Origin of the sequence: Bradyrhizobium elkanii USDA 76, from assembly GCF_023278185.1 — a bacterium.
In the GTDB taxonomy this organism is placed as follows: domain Bacteria; phylum Pseudomonadota; class Alphaproteobacteria; order Rhizobiales; family Xanthobacteraceae; genus Bradyrhizobium; species Bradyrhizobium elkanii.
In genome coordinates this window covers 6,882,733-6,900,682 of record NZ_CP066356.1, presented here as the reverse complement: position 1 = coordinate 6,900,682, position 17,950 = coordinate 6,882,733, and the positions used below count along the sequence as shown (strand labels likewise).

At 62.5% G+C, this 17,950-nt stretch carries 15 protein-coding genes and 1 tRNA gene; 7 read left to right on the top strand and 9 right to left on the bottom strand.

Going from position 1 to position 17,950, the window contains the following annotated elements; genetic code table 11:
* Positions 1-4 precede the first annotated feature (4 nt).
* A complete protein-coding gene (locus JEY66_RS33080) occupies positions 5-247 on the top strand; it encodes a DUF2274 domain-containing protein (RefSeq protein WP_075968962.1) in 243 nt (80 codons plus the stop codon).
* Positions 248-322: 75 nt separating this feature from the next.
* On the opposite strand, the gene JEY66_RS33075 is transcribed toward JEY66_RS33080, so the two are convergent.
* Together JEY66_RS33075 and JEY66_RS33070 are read right to left on the bottom strand one after the other, a co-directional pair.
* Positions 323-1,231, bottom strand: coding sequence for a TauD/TfdA dioxygenase family protein (locus JEY66_RS33075; protein ID WP_026192417.1), 909 nt, complete (start codon positions 1,229-1,231; stop codon positions 323-325).
* 283 nt (positions 1,232-1,514) lie between these two features.
* Positions 1,515-2,195: an HAD family hydrolase gene (locus JEY66_RS33070; protein WP_016848237.1), complete on the bottom strand. Its 681-nt coding sequence runs from the start codon at positions 2,193-2,195 to the stop codon at positions 1,515-1,517.
* 847 nt (positions 2,196-3,042) lie between these two features.
* On the opposite strand from JEY66_RS33070, the gene JEY66_RS33065 reads away from it, so the two are divergent.
* A tRNA-Ser gene (locus JEY66_RS33065) sits at positions 3,043-3,145 on the top strand.
* A gap of 280 nt (positions 3,146-3,425) precedes the next feature.
* Here JEY66_RS33065 and JEY66_RS33060 read toward each other — a convergent pair.
* The 3 genes from JEY66_RS33060 to JEY66_RS45190 all read right to left on the bottom strand — a co-directional run bounded on the left by JEY66_RS33060 (position 3,426) and on the right by JEY66_RS45190 (position 6,816).
* Complete coding sequence (locus tag JEY66_RS33060) at positions 3,426-5,258, bottom strand: outer membrane protein assembly factor BamB family protein (RefSeq protein ID WP_018270316.1); 1,833 nt, start codon at positions 5,256-5,258, stop codon at positions 3,426-3,428.
* A 189-nt stretch (positions 5,259-5,447) separates the two neighbouring features.
* Complete coding sequence (locus tag JEY66_RS33055) at positions 5,448-6,446, bottom strand: helix-turn-helix transcriptional regulator (RefSeq protein ID WP_240536995.1); 999 nt, start codon at positions 6,444-6,446, stop codon at positions 5,448-5,450.
* A gap of 247 nt (positions 6,447-6,693) precedes the next feature.
* Entirely contained in the window at positions 6,694-6,816 is a 123-nt protein-coding gene (locus JEY66_RS45190; RefSeq protein WP_016848234.1) for a hypothetical protein, read from the bottom strand.
* 91 nt (positions 6,817-6,907) lie between these two features.
* Here JEY66_RS45190 and JEY66_RS33050 point away from each other — a divergent pair, with 91 nt between their 5' ends.
* From JEY66_RS33050 to serA, 3 genes are all read left to right on the top strand, one after another.
* Positions 6,908-7,270 carry a hypothetical protein gene (locus tag JEY66_RS33050; protein ID WP_016848233.1) on the top strand — a complete coding sequence of 121 codons (363 nt, stop codon included), beginning with the start codon at positions 6,908-6,910 and terminating at the stop codon, positions 7,268-7,270.
* Positions 7,271-7,458: 188 nt separating this feature from the next.
* Positions 7,459-7,794 (top strand): BA14K family protein, encoded by a 336-nt coding sequence (locus tag JEY66_RS33045; protein WP_016848232.1) that lies wholly within the window; start codon positions 7,459-7,461, stop codon positions 7,792-7,794.
* 347 nt (positions 7,795-8,141) lie between these two features.
* A complete protein-coding gene (gene serA / locus JEY66_RS33040; protein WP_016848230.1) occupies positions 8,142-9,395 on the top strand; it encodes a phosphoglycerate dehydrogenase in 1,254 nt (417 codons plus the stop codon).
* A gap of 9 nt (positions 9,396-9,404) precedes the next feature.
* Here serA and JEY66_RS33035 read toward each other — a convergent pair whose 3' ends face one another.
* Positions 9,405-10,838: a helix-turn-helix domain-containing protein gene (locus tag JEY66_RS33035; protein ID WP_026192420.1), complete on the bottom strand. Its 1,434-nt coding sequence runs from the start codon at positions 10,836-10,838 to the stop codon at positions 9,405-9,407.
* Positions 10,839-10,983: 145 nt separating this feature from the next.
* Between JEY66_RS33035 and JEY66_RS33030 the strand changes: the two genes are divergently transcribed.
* Together JEY66_RS33030 and JEY66_RS33025 are read left to right on the top strand one after the other, a co-directional pair.
* Positions 10,984-12,621 carry an isocitrate lyase gene (locus JEY66_RS33030; protein ID WP_016848220.1) on the top strand — a complete coding sequence of 546 codons (1,638 nt, stop codon included), beginning with the start codon at positions 10,984-10,986 and terminating at the stop codon, positions 12,619-12,621.
* A 222-nt stretch (positions 12,622-12,843) separates the two neighbouring features.
* Positions 12,844-13,368: a DUF4269 domain-containing protein gene (locus JEY66_RS33025; protein ID WP_018270318.1), complete on the top strand. Its 525-nt coding sequence runs from the start codon at positions 12,844-12,846 to the stop codon at positions 13,366-13,368.
* Positions 13,369-13,377: 9 nt separating this feature from the next.
* On the opposite strand, the gene JEY66_RS33020 is transcribed toward JEY66_RS33025, so the two are convergent.
* From JEY66_RS33020 to JEY66_RS33010, 3 genes are all read right to left on the bottom strand, one after another.
* Complete coding sequence (locus tag JEY66_RS33020) at positions 13,378-14,592, bottom strand: PepSY-associated TM helix domain-containing protein (RefSeq protein WP_018270319.1); 1,215 nt, start codon at positions 14,590-14,592, stop codon at positions 13,378-13,380.
* The gene (locus tag JEY66_RS33015; protein WP_018270320.1) at positions 14,592-16,925 is read right to left on the bottom strand and encodes a TonB-dependent siderophore receptor; all 2,334 of its coding nucleotides are present in this window, start codon (positions 16,923-16,925) and stop codon (positions 14,592-14,594) included. Before JEY66_RS33015 ends, JEY66_RS33020 begins: the two co-directional genes overlap by 1 nt.
* Before the next feature lie 273 nt (positions 16,926-17,198).
* A complete protein-coding gene (locus tag JEY66_RS33010) occupies positions 17,199-17,432 on the bottom strand; it encodes a hypothetical protein (RefSeq protein WP_157183436.1) in 234 nt (77 codons plus the stop codon).
* Positions 17,433-17,950 lie beyond the last annotated feature (518 nt).

Below are 17,950 nucleotides of genomic sequence, written 5' to 3'. Positions count from 1 at the left end.
CAACATGCCAAAACTCAAAATAGGAGAGCTTCCAGACGACAAGCCGGTCAAAGTGAGTACGGAGCTGCCGGCGGCCGTGCATCGTGATCTCATTGCATATGCAGAGGCCCTTTCGCTTCAAGGTGGTCAAGTCGTCGAACCGACTAAGCTTATCGCCCCCATGTTAGCGCGCTTTATGGCCACCGATCGAGGGTTTTCTAAACTGAAACGTCGAGGCGACGCACCGGTCGCCGGCGCAGGACAGTGATGCCTAAGGTTTCTCAAAGCTGTCGCGCGACGCTTAATGCGATGCATAAACCTAGGCGCCGCCGAGTTTGGGCCGCTATTCCGTTACCTTCAGGCGCGTTACACTGCTCCGGCCATCTACGCTGATGGGCACGTCACCATCGATCGTGGCCCGACGTACGACGCGATGCTGGTCACCGTAATCGTTGACTGCGTAATGCTGTGTTGCGCGATTGTCCCATATCGCGATATCGCCCTCTAGCCAGTTCCAGCGCACAGTGTTTTCGGGCGCGGTGACGTGAGACTGGAACAGATCGAACAGCTTTTGTCCGTCGTACTTAGGGACCCCAATAAAGTGCTTCACCAAGGCGCCGAGCACCAGCGCCCGCTCGCCTGTTTCGGGGTGGACGCGCACGACGGGATGCTCGGTCTCAAAAACCGTTCTGGTGAACACCTCGTCAAAGTGTCTCTTGTCGACCTCGCGGACGCGCGCGATTCCGGCGTAATCGAAAACGTTGCTGTGAACGGCCCATAGTTCCTCTGCAAGCCGCTGTAGCGGTGCCGGTAGATCAAGATAAGCAGCCGCTGTGTTCGACCACACGGTGTCGCCTCCGAACGTTGGCATTACAACGGCTCGTAGGACCAAAGTTTTGGGATAGGCTTCGGCGAAGGTCCCATCCGCATGCCAAACATCGGCGCGACCGCCGCCGCGACTGGAGTCCAGTTCGAGGAGCGACGCCATCCCCTTGGTAGGACCGAGCATCGGATGGGGAACTAGCTTTCCAAGGCGAGCGGCAAAGCGCTCATGCTCGGCGTCATTGAGATGTCCTTGATTGCGGAAGAAGATCACCTTGTGCTCGAGCAACAAGCTGTTAATAGCGTCGATCGTGTGGTCCGGTAGATCGCCCGATAGCTTGATATTTTTGACTTCGGCACCGATGCGCGCTGCACGCTTCACAACATCGGTGCCTGAAATGACGTCACCGATCACAGCCGTTCTGCTCATGTTGTTTTTCCAAGCCCCTCGCAGTGTCTTCCTCGCCTCTCGGTAGCGAATGATTCCAGCAAGCATCGTGCCATGTGACGGACTCAGACCGACCGCGTAGACTCACATGGGCGCCGAACGGATCGCGATATTTGGCGCAAGCTTTCGGACTGAACTGACTGATAGTTCGCCCGTGTGACGAAAGAACTTGATCGCCGACCACTCTCGTCGAATGGTGTGAAGACCAAGCGGACAGCAATAGCGCGCCAACCGGCAGCTTCTTCTGTTATGCTCTTGTGGTGACTCATCCGATCGGAAGAATGCAATGCTTCTGCAAAATGGGTAATAATTCGTGATGGTCATGAATCATGTAATCAGGCCCCGCGGCGCGCAAGCGTGCTTCGGAAACGAATCCCCCCATTATTGATACGTTGATAAGACCGAGATTGCGGGCAATCTCCGTCTCAACTGGCATGTCACCCACGATGACGGTTCTTTGTGGAGGTATATCATTGGCCTGCATATACAAGCGCAGACGTTCTTCCTTGTTCACGCTCTTAAACTGGGTTGCGCGGTTCTCAAATGCCAAAATGTCCGTGACGTGAGTCTTGATTCCAAGTCTTCGCACTTGTGCGCGAATTGGTTCAACAATGTGATTGCTGACAATAATGGTGTGAACGGCTCTGTGATCAGCGGCGAGCAAAACATTTCGTGCCCCTTTGCGTAAGGCAGCGTTGCGCGCCAAGAATTCGTAAGTGTCATGAAAAATGGCGCTGTCATTTCTCTCCACGACGTCGATTTCATCTTTCGACATGTCTAGGTTGCGGAAGAGAACCGAAAGAGGGAGTTCGAATTCCTCTCGAAGCCTGCGCATATCTACGGTTGCGCGACCGAATCGGCTCAAAATTGCATTGATGGTTTGAAGCACCGCATTGGCATCATCGAGCAGCGTGCCATTCCAGTCGAACACAATCGCGGATTTCATGGGCGAATGAACCTAAGGCAAGTACCGCGGCGGTAAATGCATTTGCGATCGGACAATTGCGGGTCCGTATGTCTAGTATTGCGCCCGGTCAAGTAAACGCGCGGATCGCTGTTCTGTGTAGGACGCGCGAACTAGGGAAGAAGAGCATGACCGTTTTCCTCTGTATCTTTGAAGCTGATCTTTGCTGGAGCAATGGTCGTGCCAACGCCGCAAGCGCGCAGTAAGCGGCAAACTGTGCTTTGAAAAATCTGAACCCGACGCGCAGTGTGGCGATCCTGACATGACCTTACGTCGCTGTCAGAAACGGACCAAGATTTTTACGGTGGACCAGCCACAGCATAGAGCTGGCGACGCCGACGTATCTTGTTTTCGTCATTCGGCGGTCGGATCCCTCCCGCGCCAGCAATGAAATGCATGAGTAGTGAAAAGACTTGGCTTACTGTTTTAGCTGGCTACCCAGACAAGCCCGAGGGTGGCGCTTTGGAGCAGTCGTGGAGTAACTCGTCACCGACGCAGTCAAGGAAGTTGGCGAGCGGCAGGTCCGGTCGATGGCCGGGTGCAATCGGTGCCGATCGTGGGCGCCGCCAGATCACTTTTTCCGAAGACGTCATCAGAGTCGGTCTTCTGAAAGAACTGAGCTTGTTACGTAAAAACCAGTGTTCATGCGGCAGAGTTTAGGGGCGCTCGGAAATCGCTAGGATTGCTTCTCCTTGCGATCAGATGCTGATTTTGAACTTAGTCAGGTCACATTGCAGCTCGCCGGCTCGACATCTCAGCGAGCGCCGTTCTCGTCAGGAAATGCCGCAACGAAATCGCAATGAATTGGGTGAAACGACCGTGAACAAAACGGGACGGGAGTGGCCACCACACAAGAAAAATCAATAAGTTAGAAGATGCTCACTGCGTTCGGGACGCAGGGGTCGCAGGTTCGAATCCTGCCACTCCGACCATTCTTTCAAGCACTTATAGTTTCTGTGTTTTTCGTGCGCAACGACATGCGCGTCGATTTGAAGCGCGGCTGCCATGTCGGTCGATTTCGGGGCGCCGGTCCCTGATATCGGTGAGTCGGGACCATTGGAGCGCGCGAGGGGAACAGCCCCTGACGTGATGTTGCGTAGCACGTCACCAAGCACCACACGGTCTCCCTTCGGACCTTTCGGCTGGTCCTGTCCGCATCAAAGCACGAATAGCCCGCCGCGAGTAGTGCTCAGCTTGAGGTGCAAATACCCGTCAGGGGTTGCCGATTTCAAAGGCCAGCAGAACGTTGCCGGGCAGGCCGCTCCATTGCGCGTAGCCGGAATTGACGTACAGCATGCCGTCGACGACGACCGGGCCGGGTCCGTCCATGGCGCCGCCATGGGCCGCAACGCCGTTGACCGTGGTGTAGTCGCGGGCAGTGTCGATTTCCCAAAGCAGCCGTGCGTCATCGGTCGCGTAGGCGCGCAGGAAGCCGCTCACGCCGCCGGAGAAGACGACGCCGGGAATGACGGTGACCGCCGCGGAGAGCGCGGGACTGCATTGCGGGCGGTCGCCACAGGCCACCGGCGCCACCTGCATCGCGATCTTCCCGGTCGCAAGATCGAGTCCGAACAGGCCGCCGCCTTCGCTTGAATTCAGACGTCGCGTGCCGTCCCTTAGAAATCGTACGTCCGAATTGGCGACATAGATTCGGTCCTGGTCGGCGGCGGAACCCCACTCGGTCCCGCCCAACGGGCCTCCCTTGCCGATCCGCGTCTGCCACAGGATGTTGCCCTCATGGTCGGGATCGAGCGCGTGGACCACGCCGGATTTTTGGCCGATCACCAGCACGCGCTGTCCGTTGCGCAGGCTCACCAGGATCGGCGATTGGCCGAAGTCATGGTCGGGGCCGCGGTCTTCCGGACAATTGCTCTGATCGGTGCCGAAACACGCAACGACGAAGCTGTCTTTCGGCGTGGCCTGCCGATGCCACAGCATTCGGCCGGTCGCGAGATCGAGCGCGAGGATGGCATCGCTGGTGTCGGTTGCCGGGTCGGCATAGCTGTTCGAGGTCGCGACAAAGAGCGCCTGGCGCTGCATATCGATCGTCGGCGCGGACCACACCGACGCGCCGGCCGGACCGAACAGCTGGGTCCCGAGGGCGTTCGCCCGTGTCGGATGCGGCGCCTCGGGGATCGTGTAGGTCTTCCAGATCTGTGCGCCGGTCTCGGCCTTCAGCGCAACGACGCTGCCGCGAAACGTGCAGCACTGGTAGGTGGGGCGAGACCCGATCGCCTCCTCGATCGATGAAACGCCGACATAGACGACGCCGGAATAGAACACCGGCGCACCGGTAATCCGCGCGGCGACATGATCGTCGACCTTGCTCTTCCAGATCAGCTTGCCGGTCGCGGCATTGAGGGCGTAGACGTTGGCACGCACGTCACCAAAGAAGATGCCAGGCTGGCCGTTGCCCAGCGGGGCAAAGCTGATGGCCGTCCGCACCGGCGCCTCGGTCGGAAACTCCCAGCGGGTGCAGCCACTCTTGGCGTCGAGGGCGTGGACCTTGCGGTCGCCGCCACCAACGAACAACAAGCCGCCAACCACGCTCGGCTGCGCGTTGGCATTCGACGTGTCAGGGAATCCGAACGCCCATTTCAGGCGCAGCCGGGAGACTTGGTCTTGCGCGAGGCCGGCCATTGCCGCCGGCTGAAACCGGCTGTTGTTGATGTCGGTGCCCCAGCCGTTCCACCGAGGTCCGTCGATCGGCTGCGGAAAGCCGGTCTCGTTCTGCGCGCATTGGCCTGCATTCTCGGCCGCCGCATGCGAAGCGACCTTTCCGGTGATGAGTGAGGCGATCGCGGCGCGCTCGTCATTGCTCAGTCCCTGCGCGAAGGACGCCATCGGGCCCGTGGTGATCGCACCAAGCACCTCGTCGAACGATCTGGATTGCAGCGCGGTGCGGCTCGGCGCGCGAACATCCGCATTGCCGCTGTCGTGACATTGCGCGCAGCGTTGCGCGTAGAGGTCGGCACCGCCTTGCTGCGCAGTTGCAGGCAGGCAAGAGGAGATCAGGGCGACGGCAATCGCAGCACTCAGTTTCATCGTGATTCACCGGCGTTGGCTTTGATGAAGAGAGCGATTGCAGTGTAGCACAACCTTCCGGCTGCATCGTGCCTGGCGAGGCCGGCGGCACGTAGGGCGGTGCAAGATCCGATCGCCGCCGCCCCCAATTCGAGCGTCTGGGACGGCTATTTGCTGATCCGCCGCAGCCTGGCTCGAGAAACCGCCTGCCTAGCTGCAGAATCCTCGCGCGCGCCGGACCGTATCGGACGGATACAGGCCGAAGGCCGTGCGGTACACCGCAGCGAAACGGCCCATATGCGTAAAGCCCCACTTCAGGGCAACTTCGCTGACCGGAAGCATGTTCTCCGGTCGCGACAATTCGTCGTGGATGGCCTCCAGCCGAACTTGTCGCAAATAGGCGATCGGCGTCGTGCCGTGAATTTTGCGGAAGCCCAATTGCAGCAACCGGCTGCTGACCCCAACTGTTGCGGCAATATCCGATATCGTCAGCGGCAGATGCGGATTGGCCCGCATATACTCGACCGCACGCCGAATGTAGCGCGGCGGCGCATCCAGCGGGTGGCGGCTCAACCGGTCCGTCAACCGATGAGGAACGTTCTCAAGGATGAGCTGTATCGCTGCTTCCGATAGCAGCGCGCTGGCTTTCGGAGAGCGTACCAGGATCCCGTCATACAAACCGGTGGTGCTCGTGCGGACAAGCTGAAGAAGTGTCTGTCCAATGCCGGTCGACAAGTCGACGATCGGCGTCAGATTGAGATCTTCCAGCGCCGTGCTCCCGAACGTCGCAGACAGCACCTTGGTAACCACGCCCGTATGCAAGGTGAGCGTGACGCTTGAGTATCGTCCATCGACCGCTTCAACCCGCTGCGCTTGCATCGTCGGAAGGGGCACGATGGCGATCTCGGAAGGAGTCCGCTGGATGCTCTTTCCTGCAATGAGCATTTCGGCCTGGCCGGCATTCAGCAGGCTTATTGCAAGCTCCCCGGCGGAATTCTCGTATGAATAGCGCCAATCCCAACCGGCCGACAGATCGGCCCGTACGACGTCAATTTCCGCGCCGATGGCGATATCCGCATGCCAGCGAAACGATTCGTCAGGCCGCGGCGAGGAATGCGCCTTGATCCCGTGGGGGTGGAGCATTTCAAGAAGTTCTTGAAACGAAGATCCCGATCGCGTGGGAGGTGCAGCGAGTACGTCTTCGACCATCAAATCCAACCATCGGATGTTTGCTGTTCGCGGATTGCCGGATCCATCGGACCGGTTTTCCACTGTTGCGCCACACGCATAGACCGCATCACCACACTAGCACAGCTTGGTGATTTCGGGTCGCGTGCCCTTTCTCACAATTCCTTCAATATCCGAATACCGAACAGAATATCCGGATCGCGCAATCGAGCCGTGAAAGCTGACATTCGATCTAATCCGCTCGCCTGCATCGCGCGAACGTTCCGATTCAATCCGTCGCGGCGACGCTCGAGAGCACCAGCGGATGCACAGCATCCGCGATCGCTTGTCCTAGCCACAATCCGAACGCCTCCATCCGGAATGCGACGTCGTCCATGGACTCGTAGCCCATTTGGCCTAAATCGTCACAACCAACTCAAACGGGTTATGAAAGCATGCTTACAAGGATTACTTGCGTACTCGCGCTTACGGTTCTTTCGTCCATGTCTGCGCTGGCCGATGGTTGCGCAGATCACGTCCAGAGCACCGGCGTTCCCATGGTGACGGGCACGACGCACAAGACCTGGATGACCTTCCCGTCGGTCAATCCCGGTGCTGCCCTCGACAAGGTGTCCCGCGCCGTTCTGGCGGAGGGTTTTGTCGGTGTGAACGTCGACAAGAAACTCGGCACGCTGACCACCCAGCAGGAGACCACCGGATCCGGCCGGCCACAGACGCTGCAGGTCGTCGTCCGCAAGGACGGCAAAGGCAGCCGCGTCGATGCGACCTTCATCTTGCCGCCGGGACAGTTGGCTCCAGGTGTCGGCGACAACCTCTGCCGCGTCGTGAACGCAGCCGGCCAATGAACGCCGCCCATCCGTGAAGCAGGCTGACGCGCGAATGGTAACCGGCCGCGCGTGTCCGGGTGTCGTCCGGTCCGGGACCGGGCGAGCCCATCCACGTCGAGGGAATCTGGACGCAGGTGCCGGCCTGCGCCCGCAGCAATGAAGCAGGAGATATGATGCGTAGGGCTCGCGTTGTGAAAGTTGTTTTGATGGCCGCCACCGGTGCGATGGTGTTTTCGGCCCCCGCCATTTCGGCTCCGCTGCAGCACGGTGCCGGCGTCGCCGCTGCCGCGCCGTCGTTGACCGAGAAGGTCTGGTGCCGCTACGGGCAGTGCTATGACAATGGTGGCGGCGCTGCGGTCGGCGGATTGGTCGGTGGCCTCATCGGCGGCGTCATCGCGGCCGGCGCGGCCAACGCCGCCGCGCAGCAGGAAGCTGCCGCCGCCCAGCAGCACGCGGCGTCCTGCGCCCAGCGCTATCGCTCGTACGACGCGGCGTCGAATACGTTCCAGGCAAAGGACGGCCGGCGGTATCCCTGCCAGTGAAACTGCAGCAGGCTTGCGGCACAGGAACGGGGAAGCGAAACCGCCGCTCCAGACAATAACCCTCGGCGCCGCGCTGAGCACGAATTTGGCTCCGGCCAGTGAGCCGGAGCAGGTTTTCGAGCGTCCCGGGAGCCGCAACGTGGCTTCTGCCGGCGAATTGGCCAGGACATTTGACTGAACAGGTTCCCGGTCTGCGCCTGGATGCGCGGATCGAGGGGCTTCATCGGGAATCGCAGAGCGGGCGGCCCAGGGCGGCTTCTGACCCGATCGTTTTCTATGCTATCACGCGATCCGTCGAAACTGCGCTCGTGGCAGGATCTGCCCGAACCTTACGAATCCGGATCTCGATGATGTTGTCGCTTCCCAAGACCAAAATACGCGTGCTGCTGCTGGAGGGCGTGAACGAATCCGCGGCGCGGATGTTCGAGGCGAACGGCTATACCGAGCTGCAACGTCTGCCCAAGGCGCTGGGGCCCAAAGAGCTCAGGCAGGCGCTGTCGGGCATCCATATGCTGGGAATTCGTTCGCGGACCCAGTTGACCGCGGACATCATGGAGGCCGCCGACCGATTGCTCGTTGTTGGCTGCTTTTCGGTCGGCACCAACCAGGTGGATCTCGACGCCGCGCGGAAGCTGGGAATCCCCGTCTTCAACGCGCCATACTCCAACACCCGCAGCGTGGCGGAGCTGACCATCGCCGAGATCGTGATGCTGTTCCGCCGGATCTTTCCGCGTTCGGTCTCCGCACATGCCGGCGGCTGGGACAAGTCCGCCGAAGGCAGCCGCGAGGTGCGCGGCAAGACGCTCGGCATCGTCGGCTACGGCAACATCGGCTCGCAGCTGTCGAACCTCGCCGAAGCCATGGGCATGCGCGTGATCTATTTTGATCAGACCGACAAGCTCCGCCATGGCAATACCGAGCCCGCCGAATCGCTCGACGCGTTGCTCGCGGCCAGCGACGTCGTATCGCTGCATGTGCCGGAGACGCCGGCCACCGCCAACATGATCGGCGCGGCCCAGCTCCAGCTGATGAAGCCTGAGGCCTATCTGATCAACAACTCGCGCGGCACCGTAGTCGATCTCGATGCGCTGGCAGGCGCACTGCGTGAGGGCCGGCTGGCAGGTGCCGCGGTCGACGTGTTTCCGGTCGAGCCGGTGTCGAACGAGGCGCGCTTTGTCTCGCCGCTGCAAGGTCTCCCCAACGTCATCCTCACGCCGCATGTCGGCGGTTCGACGGAAGAAGCGCAGGATCGCATCGGCGGCGAAGTTGCGCGCAAGTTGATCGACTATTCCGATGTCGGGTCGACCTTCGGCGCAGTCAATTTTCCGCAGGTGCAGTTGCCGGCGCGACCGACCGGCACGCGTTTCATCCATGTTCATCGCAACGTTCCCGGCGTCATGCGCCAGGTCAACGACGCGGTCTCCCGGCACGGGATCAACATCCTGGCGCAATATCTGCAGACCGATCCGGAAGTCGGCTATGTCGTGCTCGAGACCGACGTGGTCGGCGGCGAGGGCGAGGGACTGCTGGCCGATCTGAAAGGCATTGACGGCACGATCCGCGTGCGGGTGCTGTACGACCAGAACCGGCCGCAGGGGTGATCGACTTCGTCAATCAGCCGAGAACCCGAACGGAACGCTCGAGGTCCTGAAATCGTCGGGAAGGATCTCGCGCCCGATCGGCGGCGCCGACCGTGCCGCGCATCTTGGGCGATGGCAGACCCGGCATGCGACGCCGATCGGCGTCGGCTCGTCGGCGTTCGGCCCCTGTCCGTCGCGCGTGTAGATCAACTGGCCGGCATGTTCGGCGGCGCAGCCGATCGCGATCGCCCGCTCGACGCGGATGGCGCCGAACGCGCCGCCGCCGGCGGTCACGGTGCGGGCGATCGAAAAGAACCGCTGCCCGTCGGGCAATTCCAGCCATTGCGTGACGATCTGGCGCGGCGTCTTGAAGATATCGTGCACCGACCACAGCGGACATGCGCCGCCGTGCTTTGCAAACGGGAAGCCGGCGCCGTCAAGCAGCTTGGAAATGTTGCCGGCCGGATCGACCCGGATCAGGAAAAACGGGACCTTCTCGAGACCCGGCCGTTGCAAGGTCGTGACGCGGTGCGCGATCTGCTCGAAGCTGGTGCCGAATTGACGCGCCAGCGCCTCCAGATCGTAGCGGCGTGCCTCGACCGCTTTCGCGAACACGGAATACGGCATGATGAGCGCGGCGGCGGCGTAGGCCGCAAGCGCACGGCGGGCCAGCAGCTCGGCGCTCTTGGTCGTGAACTTGCCGGCTTCGACGGCGGCGCCGATCTCGTTTTCCAGTTCCAGATAGGCAAGCTGCTTGGCCAGCTGAAAATTGAGGCCCGCGGTATCGAGCGAGTCCTCCAGCAGCAATTGTCTGCGATGAAGGTCCAGTCGCCTGATCGAGCCCAGCATGACGTTCGGCGGCAGATAGCGGACCTGGAGTTTGTGCCGCTCCCGAAGCCGCTCGATAAATCCGGCCGGCCCGGCCGGTTCGTGGACGAGCCGCTCGGCGGCATCGTCGAGGCTGGCAAAATTGTTGCGGCGCGCGGCGAGAAATCGCCGGACTTCCGCGACGGGATCGTTGGCGTCAAAGTTCTCCTGGCCCGGTGACGCGATCGCCAGGTCCGGAGCTCGTCGCTCCGCAAGCGCCAGCTGCTCCTCGCGGTAGGCGGTGTAGAGGCGCAGGAACGCCTCGGTCATCCCGGGATAACTGACCGCGAGGTCGCTGACCTCGAGCGCGGGGATGTCGATGTCGGCAAACATCGGTTCCTTCAAGATCGATTGCATGCGGGCGGTGTGATCGGCGCCGCCATCGCCGGCGAGGTCGGCCAGATCGATCTTGTAGGTGCGGGCGAGCCGCAGCAGCATGTCGGCCGTCACCGGACGCTGATTGCGTTCCAGCAGCGCCACATAGGGGGCCGAGATTTCGAGATCGGCTGCCATGTCGGCCTGGGTCAGCCCGAGGTCGCGCCGCAGCCGGCGGAGGCGCGGGCCCATAAAAACGGAACGGGCGCTTGAGGTTACCATCGCCTTATCCAATTATTGTAAGATTCTTACAACAATACATCGGTTTCTTGTAAGTTATGACAAGTTTTCCGCGCCAGGTCTAGCTCCCGATGACGCCGCGCGTCACAAACGGTGCAGTTATTTCGTCACCGAAGGGATCACGGACATGAACTTCCAACCGCGCGGGATCAGCGACCGGGCCATCCAGGGACCGGCTTCGTATCAGAGCGAGATCGAGGCGGCCGAAGCGCTGCTCAAGACCAAGGACACCTGGAACGGCGTCACCGCCGAAGCCGTGGCGCGGATGCGCCTGCAGAACCGCTTCAAGACCGGTCTGGATGTCGCCCGCTACACGGCTGCGCTGATGCGCGCCGACATGGCGGCCTATGACGCCGACAGCACCAAGTACACCCAGTCGCTCGGCTGCTGGCACGGCTTCATCGCCCAGCAGAAGCTGATCTCGGTCAAGAAGCACTTCGGCAATACCGACCGCCGCTATCTGTATCTGTCCGGCTGGATGATCGCGGCGCTGCGCTCCGAGTTCGGCCCGCTGCCCGACCAGTCGATGCATGAGAAGACCTCGGTGCCGGCCCTGATCGAGGAGCTCTACACCTTCCTGCGTCAGGCGGATTCGCGTGAGCTGAACGACATCTTCCGCGCGCTCGATGCGGCTCGCAAGGAAGGCGACAAGGCCAGGGAAAAGACGCTGATCGAGAAGATCGACAACTTCCAGACCCACGTCGTGCCCGTCATCGCCGACATCGACGCCGGCTTCGGCAATGCCGAGGCGACCTATCTGCTCGCCAAGAAGATGATCGAGGCGGGCGCCTGCGCCCTGCAGATCGAGAACCAGGTCTCCGACGAGAAGCAGTGCGGCCACCAGGACGGCAAGGTCACCGTGCCGCACGAGGTCTTCATCGCGAAGATCCGCGCCTGCCGCCATGCGTTCCTCGAACTCGGCGTCGAGGACGGCATCATCGTGACCCGCACCGACTCGCTCGGCGCCGGCCTGACCCAGCAGATCGCCGTGAGCCACAAGCCCGGCGACATCGGCGACCAGTACAACAGCTTCCTTGATTGCGAGGAAGTGACGGCCGCCAACGCGCGCAACGGCGACGTCATCATCAACCAGAACGGCAAGATGATGCGTCCGAAGCGTCTGCCCAGCAACCTCTACCAGTTCCGTCCCGGCACCGGTGCGGATCGCTGCGTGCTCGACTGCATCACCTCGCTGCAGAACGGCGCCGACCTCTTGTGGATCGAGACCGAGAAGCCGCATATCGAGCAGATCGCCAGCATGGTCGATCGCATCCGCAAGGTCATTCCGAACGCGAAGCTGGCCTACAACAACTCGCCGTCGTTCAACTGGACCCTCAACTTCCGTTGGCAGGTCTATGACGCGATGAAGGAAGCCGGCCAGGATGTCAGCAAGTACAACCGCGCCGAACTGATGAAGGCGGAGTACGACGACACGCCGCTGGCGAAGGAAGCCGACGAGCGCATCCGTACCTTCCAGGCGGATTCGGCCAAGCGCGCCGGCATCTTCCACCATCTGATCACGCTGCCGACCTATCACACGGCTGCGCTGTCGACCGACAATCTCGCGAGGGAGTATTTCGGCGAGCAGGGCATGCTTGGATACGTCAAGAACGTGCAGCGCGCGGAGATTCGGCAGGGCATCGCCTGCGTCAAACATCAGAACATGGCGGGCTCCGACATCGGCGACGATCACAAGGAGTACTTCGCCGGTGAGGCTGCCCTCAAGGCGGGCGGCACCCACAACACGATGAACCAGTTCGGCTAATCGATCGAACGGATCATTTCGACTATCGGCTGGACGGTCCGGCGCGCGAGCAGCCTGGCCTGTCCGCCGGCGGCGGGGCGATTTTCGACCACGGTGACGCGGTCGAGATCGCCCCGTGACGTTTTTGGGCCGCTTCCCCTCAAGCCCGCCCATCTGCAGAGGTTCGCGCGTTCCACGCGCGTGTGGTAATGCGTCGCTGCGATCTCGAGGGCATGCCACCTGATGAGTGTCGGGCACTACGCATCCGCCGTCACCGGCTCCGCCGTGATGGAACTGCTGAAGCCGTTCGATCCCCGCATCGTCGGAACGCTGCCGCTCGGCCTTGCCGTGCCGGGCAGCGACATCGATATCGTCTGCCATGCGTCCGACCCGAACGCATTCGCGGACATCGTTTGGGCTCACTATCAAGCGTGCGATGATTTCGTCCTCTTCCGATGGACCTCGGGGACGCGGCCGGTGATTGCCCGCTTTATGTGCGACGGCTGGCCGTTCGAACTGTTCGGTGATCAACGTCCGGTGGAGCAGCAACGAGGCTGGATCCACTTCGAGGTCGAACGGCGGCTGCTTGCGCTTGATCATGGACGGCTGCGGCGAGCCGTCAGCGAGTTGAGGGCAGGCGGCCTCAAGACCGAGCCTGCGTTCGCTACCGTGCTCGGGGTATCGGGCGATCCCTATCGCGGATTGCTTGAGCTCGCGGCCGAAACGGACGCCGAGTTACGCGCCCGGATCGCTGCGTGCGATTTCTGATCGCAAGATTCATTCGCCCGGAACGAGGTGGCCGACCGGCTGCCGCGCCAGCCGCCGGTGCCTGCGACGGGACAGATAAAGTAGCAGGCCGGTCACGGCGAACAGCGGCATTATGGCGGCGGCCAGCATGAAGGCGAGCTTGCCGGGCCATCCCAGGATGGCGCCGCGGTGGATGTCGAGCACGCTGGCGAGGACGCGTTCGCCAAACGTCTTGTCGGCGTAGCGATCCGATGAGATGACGCGGCCGGTGAGGGCATCGATGCGGAATTCGTCACGCACGCTCTCGAGCGTCGAATCCCGCGGCCATGACCGCACGCGCACGGCCGTGCCCGCGCCGGCCGGCAGCGTCATGAGGGCCCTTCCGTAACTGTTGTTCTCCTGCTGCAGGAACGCCGACCAGACGTGATCGAACGCAAGCGGCTTTGCCTCGGCCTTCGTTTCAGTCTTGGTTTCACCCTTGCTCTCGGCAGTCGCGCCGCCGCGCGGCGGCTTGGACTGCATCGCCGCGGCCGCGGCCTGAGGCCGCGCGAACAGCCAGTTGGCGCCGGCCTTGTACCATTCGAACGAATACCACAGGCCGGTCAGCGTCATCACCAGATAGACCGGCAGCACCCAGGTGCCGATCACGGCGTGCAGCGAGCGATGCAGGCCGCGGCCGCGCAGTCCCAGATTCGGCTTCAGCCATGTCTTCACGCTGCGCGCGCGACGCGGCCAGCGCAGCACGAGGCCGGTGATCAGCATCGCGATCAGGCAGATCGCGGCGGAGCCGGTGATCTTGCGCCCGATGCCATTGCCGTCGCCCGGCAACAGCAGCCAGCGATGCAGCTTGCGGACGGTTGCGAAAAAGTCCTCGCCGCGCGGCGAGCCGAGCACGTGTCCATCATAGGGGTCGACATAGACCGAGGACGGCCGCGTGCCGCTTTCGCTGCGAGCGAAACGGATGCGGGTCGCGGCCGATGGATCGCCGACCATCGTCACGGCCGAGATCTTGCCGAAATCGCCCGCCGCCGCCAGCCGCGCGATCAACTCGTCCGGCGTGAGCCGCCGGGCCGCACTGGCCTCGACGCGCATCATCTGACTGTTCAGGCTGGCCTCGATCTCGTCCTCAAAGGCCATCGTCGCGCCGGTGAGGCCGACCACGGCCCACAGCAGCGCCAGCACAAGACCGACCAGGGAATGGACCTGCAGCAGTGCAGCCTTGATCGGGCGCCAAACGTCACTCATCAGAATTTCACCGTCGCCGAGAGCGAGAAGCGCCGCGCGTCGCCCATCGCGACCGTCAGGATGCTGTTGGCTGAAGGGTAGTAGACCGTGTCGAACAGGTTCTTGACGTTGAACTGGTAGATGACCGGGAACGACTGGACCTTGGTCTCGTAGGTCGCAAACAGGTCCGCGACCGTGTAGGCCGGCAGCACGAAGCTGTTCGCGGCATCGCCCGGCCGGTCGCCGACATAGCGCGCGCCGCCGCCGAGGCGAAGCCGGCCGGGCAGGGTGGTGCCGAAATCATAGACGAGGTAGAGCGAGGCGGTGTTCAGCGCGACGTTCTGCAATTGCTTGCCGGCGAGCGTCGGATCCTCGGTGACCCGCGCATCGGTATAGCCATAGCTGCCGATCATGCTCCAGTTGTCAGTCAGACTGCCGGTAACGTCGAGTTCGACGCCGCGCGAGCGAACCTTGCCTGCGGTACGGTACTCGACGATGCCAGTCGTGGGGTTGAGCTGTGAAACCAGCACGTTCTTCTTGTCGATGTCGTAGAGCGCAAGCGTGCCGGAGATCCGCTTGTTGAAGTCGAACTTGACGCCGGTCTCCCACTGGGTGCCCTCTTCGGGCGCGATGTTGGAGCCGATCACGACGCCGCCGGTAAGCGGCGCGATGCTCGAGGTCGGTTTCAGCGATTGCGTGTAGCTCGCATAGAGCGAGACCTGGTTGGTAAGCTTGAAGATGGCGCCGCCGAGCGGCAGCACCTTGTCGGCCGAGACATTGGTATTGGTGATGAACGGGCGGCCCTTGCCGGCGAGCTGGTCGTAATCCATGTAGCGCACGCCGCCGACCAGCGCGAAGCGCCCGGTCAGATGCAGCGTGTCCTGGAAGAACAGCGACCACTGGCCGAGCTTGTCGGTCTGGGCGCTGTCGGCGGCGGACACCGTCGTCCCCGGCGTGATCAGCCCATAGACCGGATTGTAGAAGTTGAAGCTCGGGGTCGCCTGCCGGATCAGGTCGTCGCGATAGATCGTGCGGTACTGGCCGTCGCCGCCGAACAGCACTTCGTTGCGCATATCGCCGAGCCAGACATTGCCCTGCAAATAGGAGGTGCCGTAGCTGGCATTGCTGAGCGAGCCCCACGTACCGTCATTGCTGCGGGTCTCGACGCCGGTCTTGGCGTTGACGCCGGTGATGCGGAGCTGGTTGGCGCTGAAGGTTTCGGTGTTGTAGCTGTAGGCCGCGAACAGCTTCCAGTCCTGGTTCAACCGGTGCTCGACCGACGCCTGCATCAGGTCGGAGGTGCCCCACATGTTGTTGAAGGGCTCGTCGAGCCGCCGCGTCGCCGGGATCGCCAGCGGCGCCTTGGTTGCGGGATCGAACGCAGTGCCGCGGTCGAACGGCGTGATGAATTCGCGGTGCTCATAGTTGAGCTGGATTGTGGTGTTCTCGCCGTACCAGGCCAGCGACGGTGCGACCAGCATTTCGCGATGGCGCCCGAAATTGCGCCAGTAGTCCTCGCTCACGCCATAACCGATGAAGCGATAGGCAAGGCCGCGATCGCCGATCGGGCCGGTGATGTCGATGGTGCCGTCGGCTCCGGTCCTGGAGTTGGCGTAGGTCGAGCCGAGCAGGGTCACCGAGCCGTGCTGATAGAGTTCGGGGCGCTTGCTGATCGTGTTGACGATGCCGCCGGGATCCATGATGCCATAGAGCAGCGACGCCGGGCCCTTCAGCACCTCGACGCTTTCGACCGCTGCATCGAGGCTGCGGCCCTGCACCAGCGGCATGCCGTTGCGCATGATCGAGCCGTCGCGGTTGTCGCCGAAGCCACGGCGCATCACCGCATCCTGGGTGCCGGCCAGCGTATTGGCCTGGGTGACGCCGCTGACATTGGCCAGCGCGTCGTCGAGGTTGCGCGGCAGCTGATCCTTCAGCACCTGCTCGGGCACGACGTTGACCGTCTGCGAGGTGTCGAGCGGCGAGGCGCCGCTGCGCAGCGTGGTCGAGCTTGGCATCGCGCGATAGTGCAGCTTGGCTTCGTTCAGCACCGCGGCGCTGGCTGCCGCGCGCTCCGACGGTGTCGGCGGCGCCGGTTGGGCGTTCCGGCTGCGCTGCCGTGCCGCGGCGGCTGCCTGCGTTCGCTGCGCCGGCTTTGCCGCGGCGGCCGCCGGCTTGCGCTTCTGCGTCGGCTGGTCGACCGAAACAGGCGGCAACGGGACGCTCGATTGGGCGTTTGCCGGCGTTGCCGCGGAGGCGACATCGGCGAGCAGGAATGCTGCGCCGATCAGCAGATGGGAGCGGCCCTTGTCGGCGGCATTTCGACGGTCGCCGACAAGGCGGCCATCAGCATTCACAGGCACTCTTGGACTTCCGATTCACGCGCACTTGGTCACGCCGCGCCTCTAGCAGTCGGCGCGCGCGAAAAGAACCGGAGCAAACTTGAATCTCTCTAACCGGGGGGGATTTGAATCATTCTAAGACGCGACAGGGCCCGCGCGTGTGCGCGAGCCCTGAACCCCGTAACTTGCTTGTCGCGTCCGCGCGTCAAACGGCCGTAGGACCGTTGCCTGAGGCTGCAGCCGTCGTCCTGTCACATCTCAGGTGTATGGTTCGGCGCGTGATGCGCCTCACGACATCGCCAGGCTGACCGGTGCCGAGCCGACCATTCCCGTGCTGACGCCGTCGCGGGCCATCGATTCGATCGTGCCCCAGTTCTCGCGAAAGATCCGCGCCGCCTCGTTGGCGCTTTCCGCGTGGATCGTCAGACTGCACGCGCGTCTCGTGCCGTTGCTGGCGAGCTGGAAGTAGAGAACATATCCAGACGATTCCGCACTCCGTGCGGCCAGCGGTGCCTGCTGCATGTAGGTTTTCCCCAAAGTGTTTTTGTTGCGCCACCCGCAGGCAGGATTTGACAGGGATGCGGCACCTTCGTGGTTCACAACGCCGCAATCTGCACGATTGCGCATTTTGTTCGGCGGTGTTGCCGGGACTCAACAGGCGATGGAACCGATGACGCGGAATGGCTGCAACTCAGCCGCGATCACGATATGGCTTCAACCGTTGTTTGATGACGGGTTGCCCTTCCTTGAGGGGGAAGCCGCGGCGCGAACCCTCGCGGCGGTCACAATCGCGATGCCGCGCTGAGATCGAACGGCCCCTGCGGCGCATGATCTGCGCTCCGCTCAAGGTAGCGTTCGCGACGACGCGGAAATCGATGCAGCGTCAGATCGCAGATCGCGGGCGCAACGAAGCCGTCGCGCAAGGCTAACCCGTGGCGCCGCCGACCACCGGGAATTGCATCTGTCCGCGCCGGGCCGGGGGCGGTGATCGTAAAGCCGCTTGCTGGCCTGTCCCGGGCGTGCTATTAGTCGAACGACCG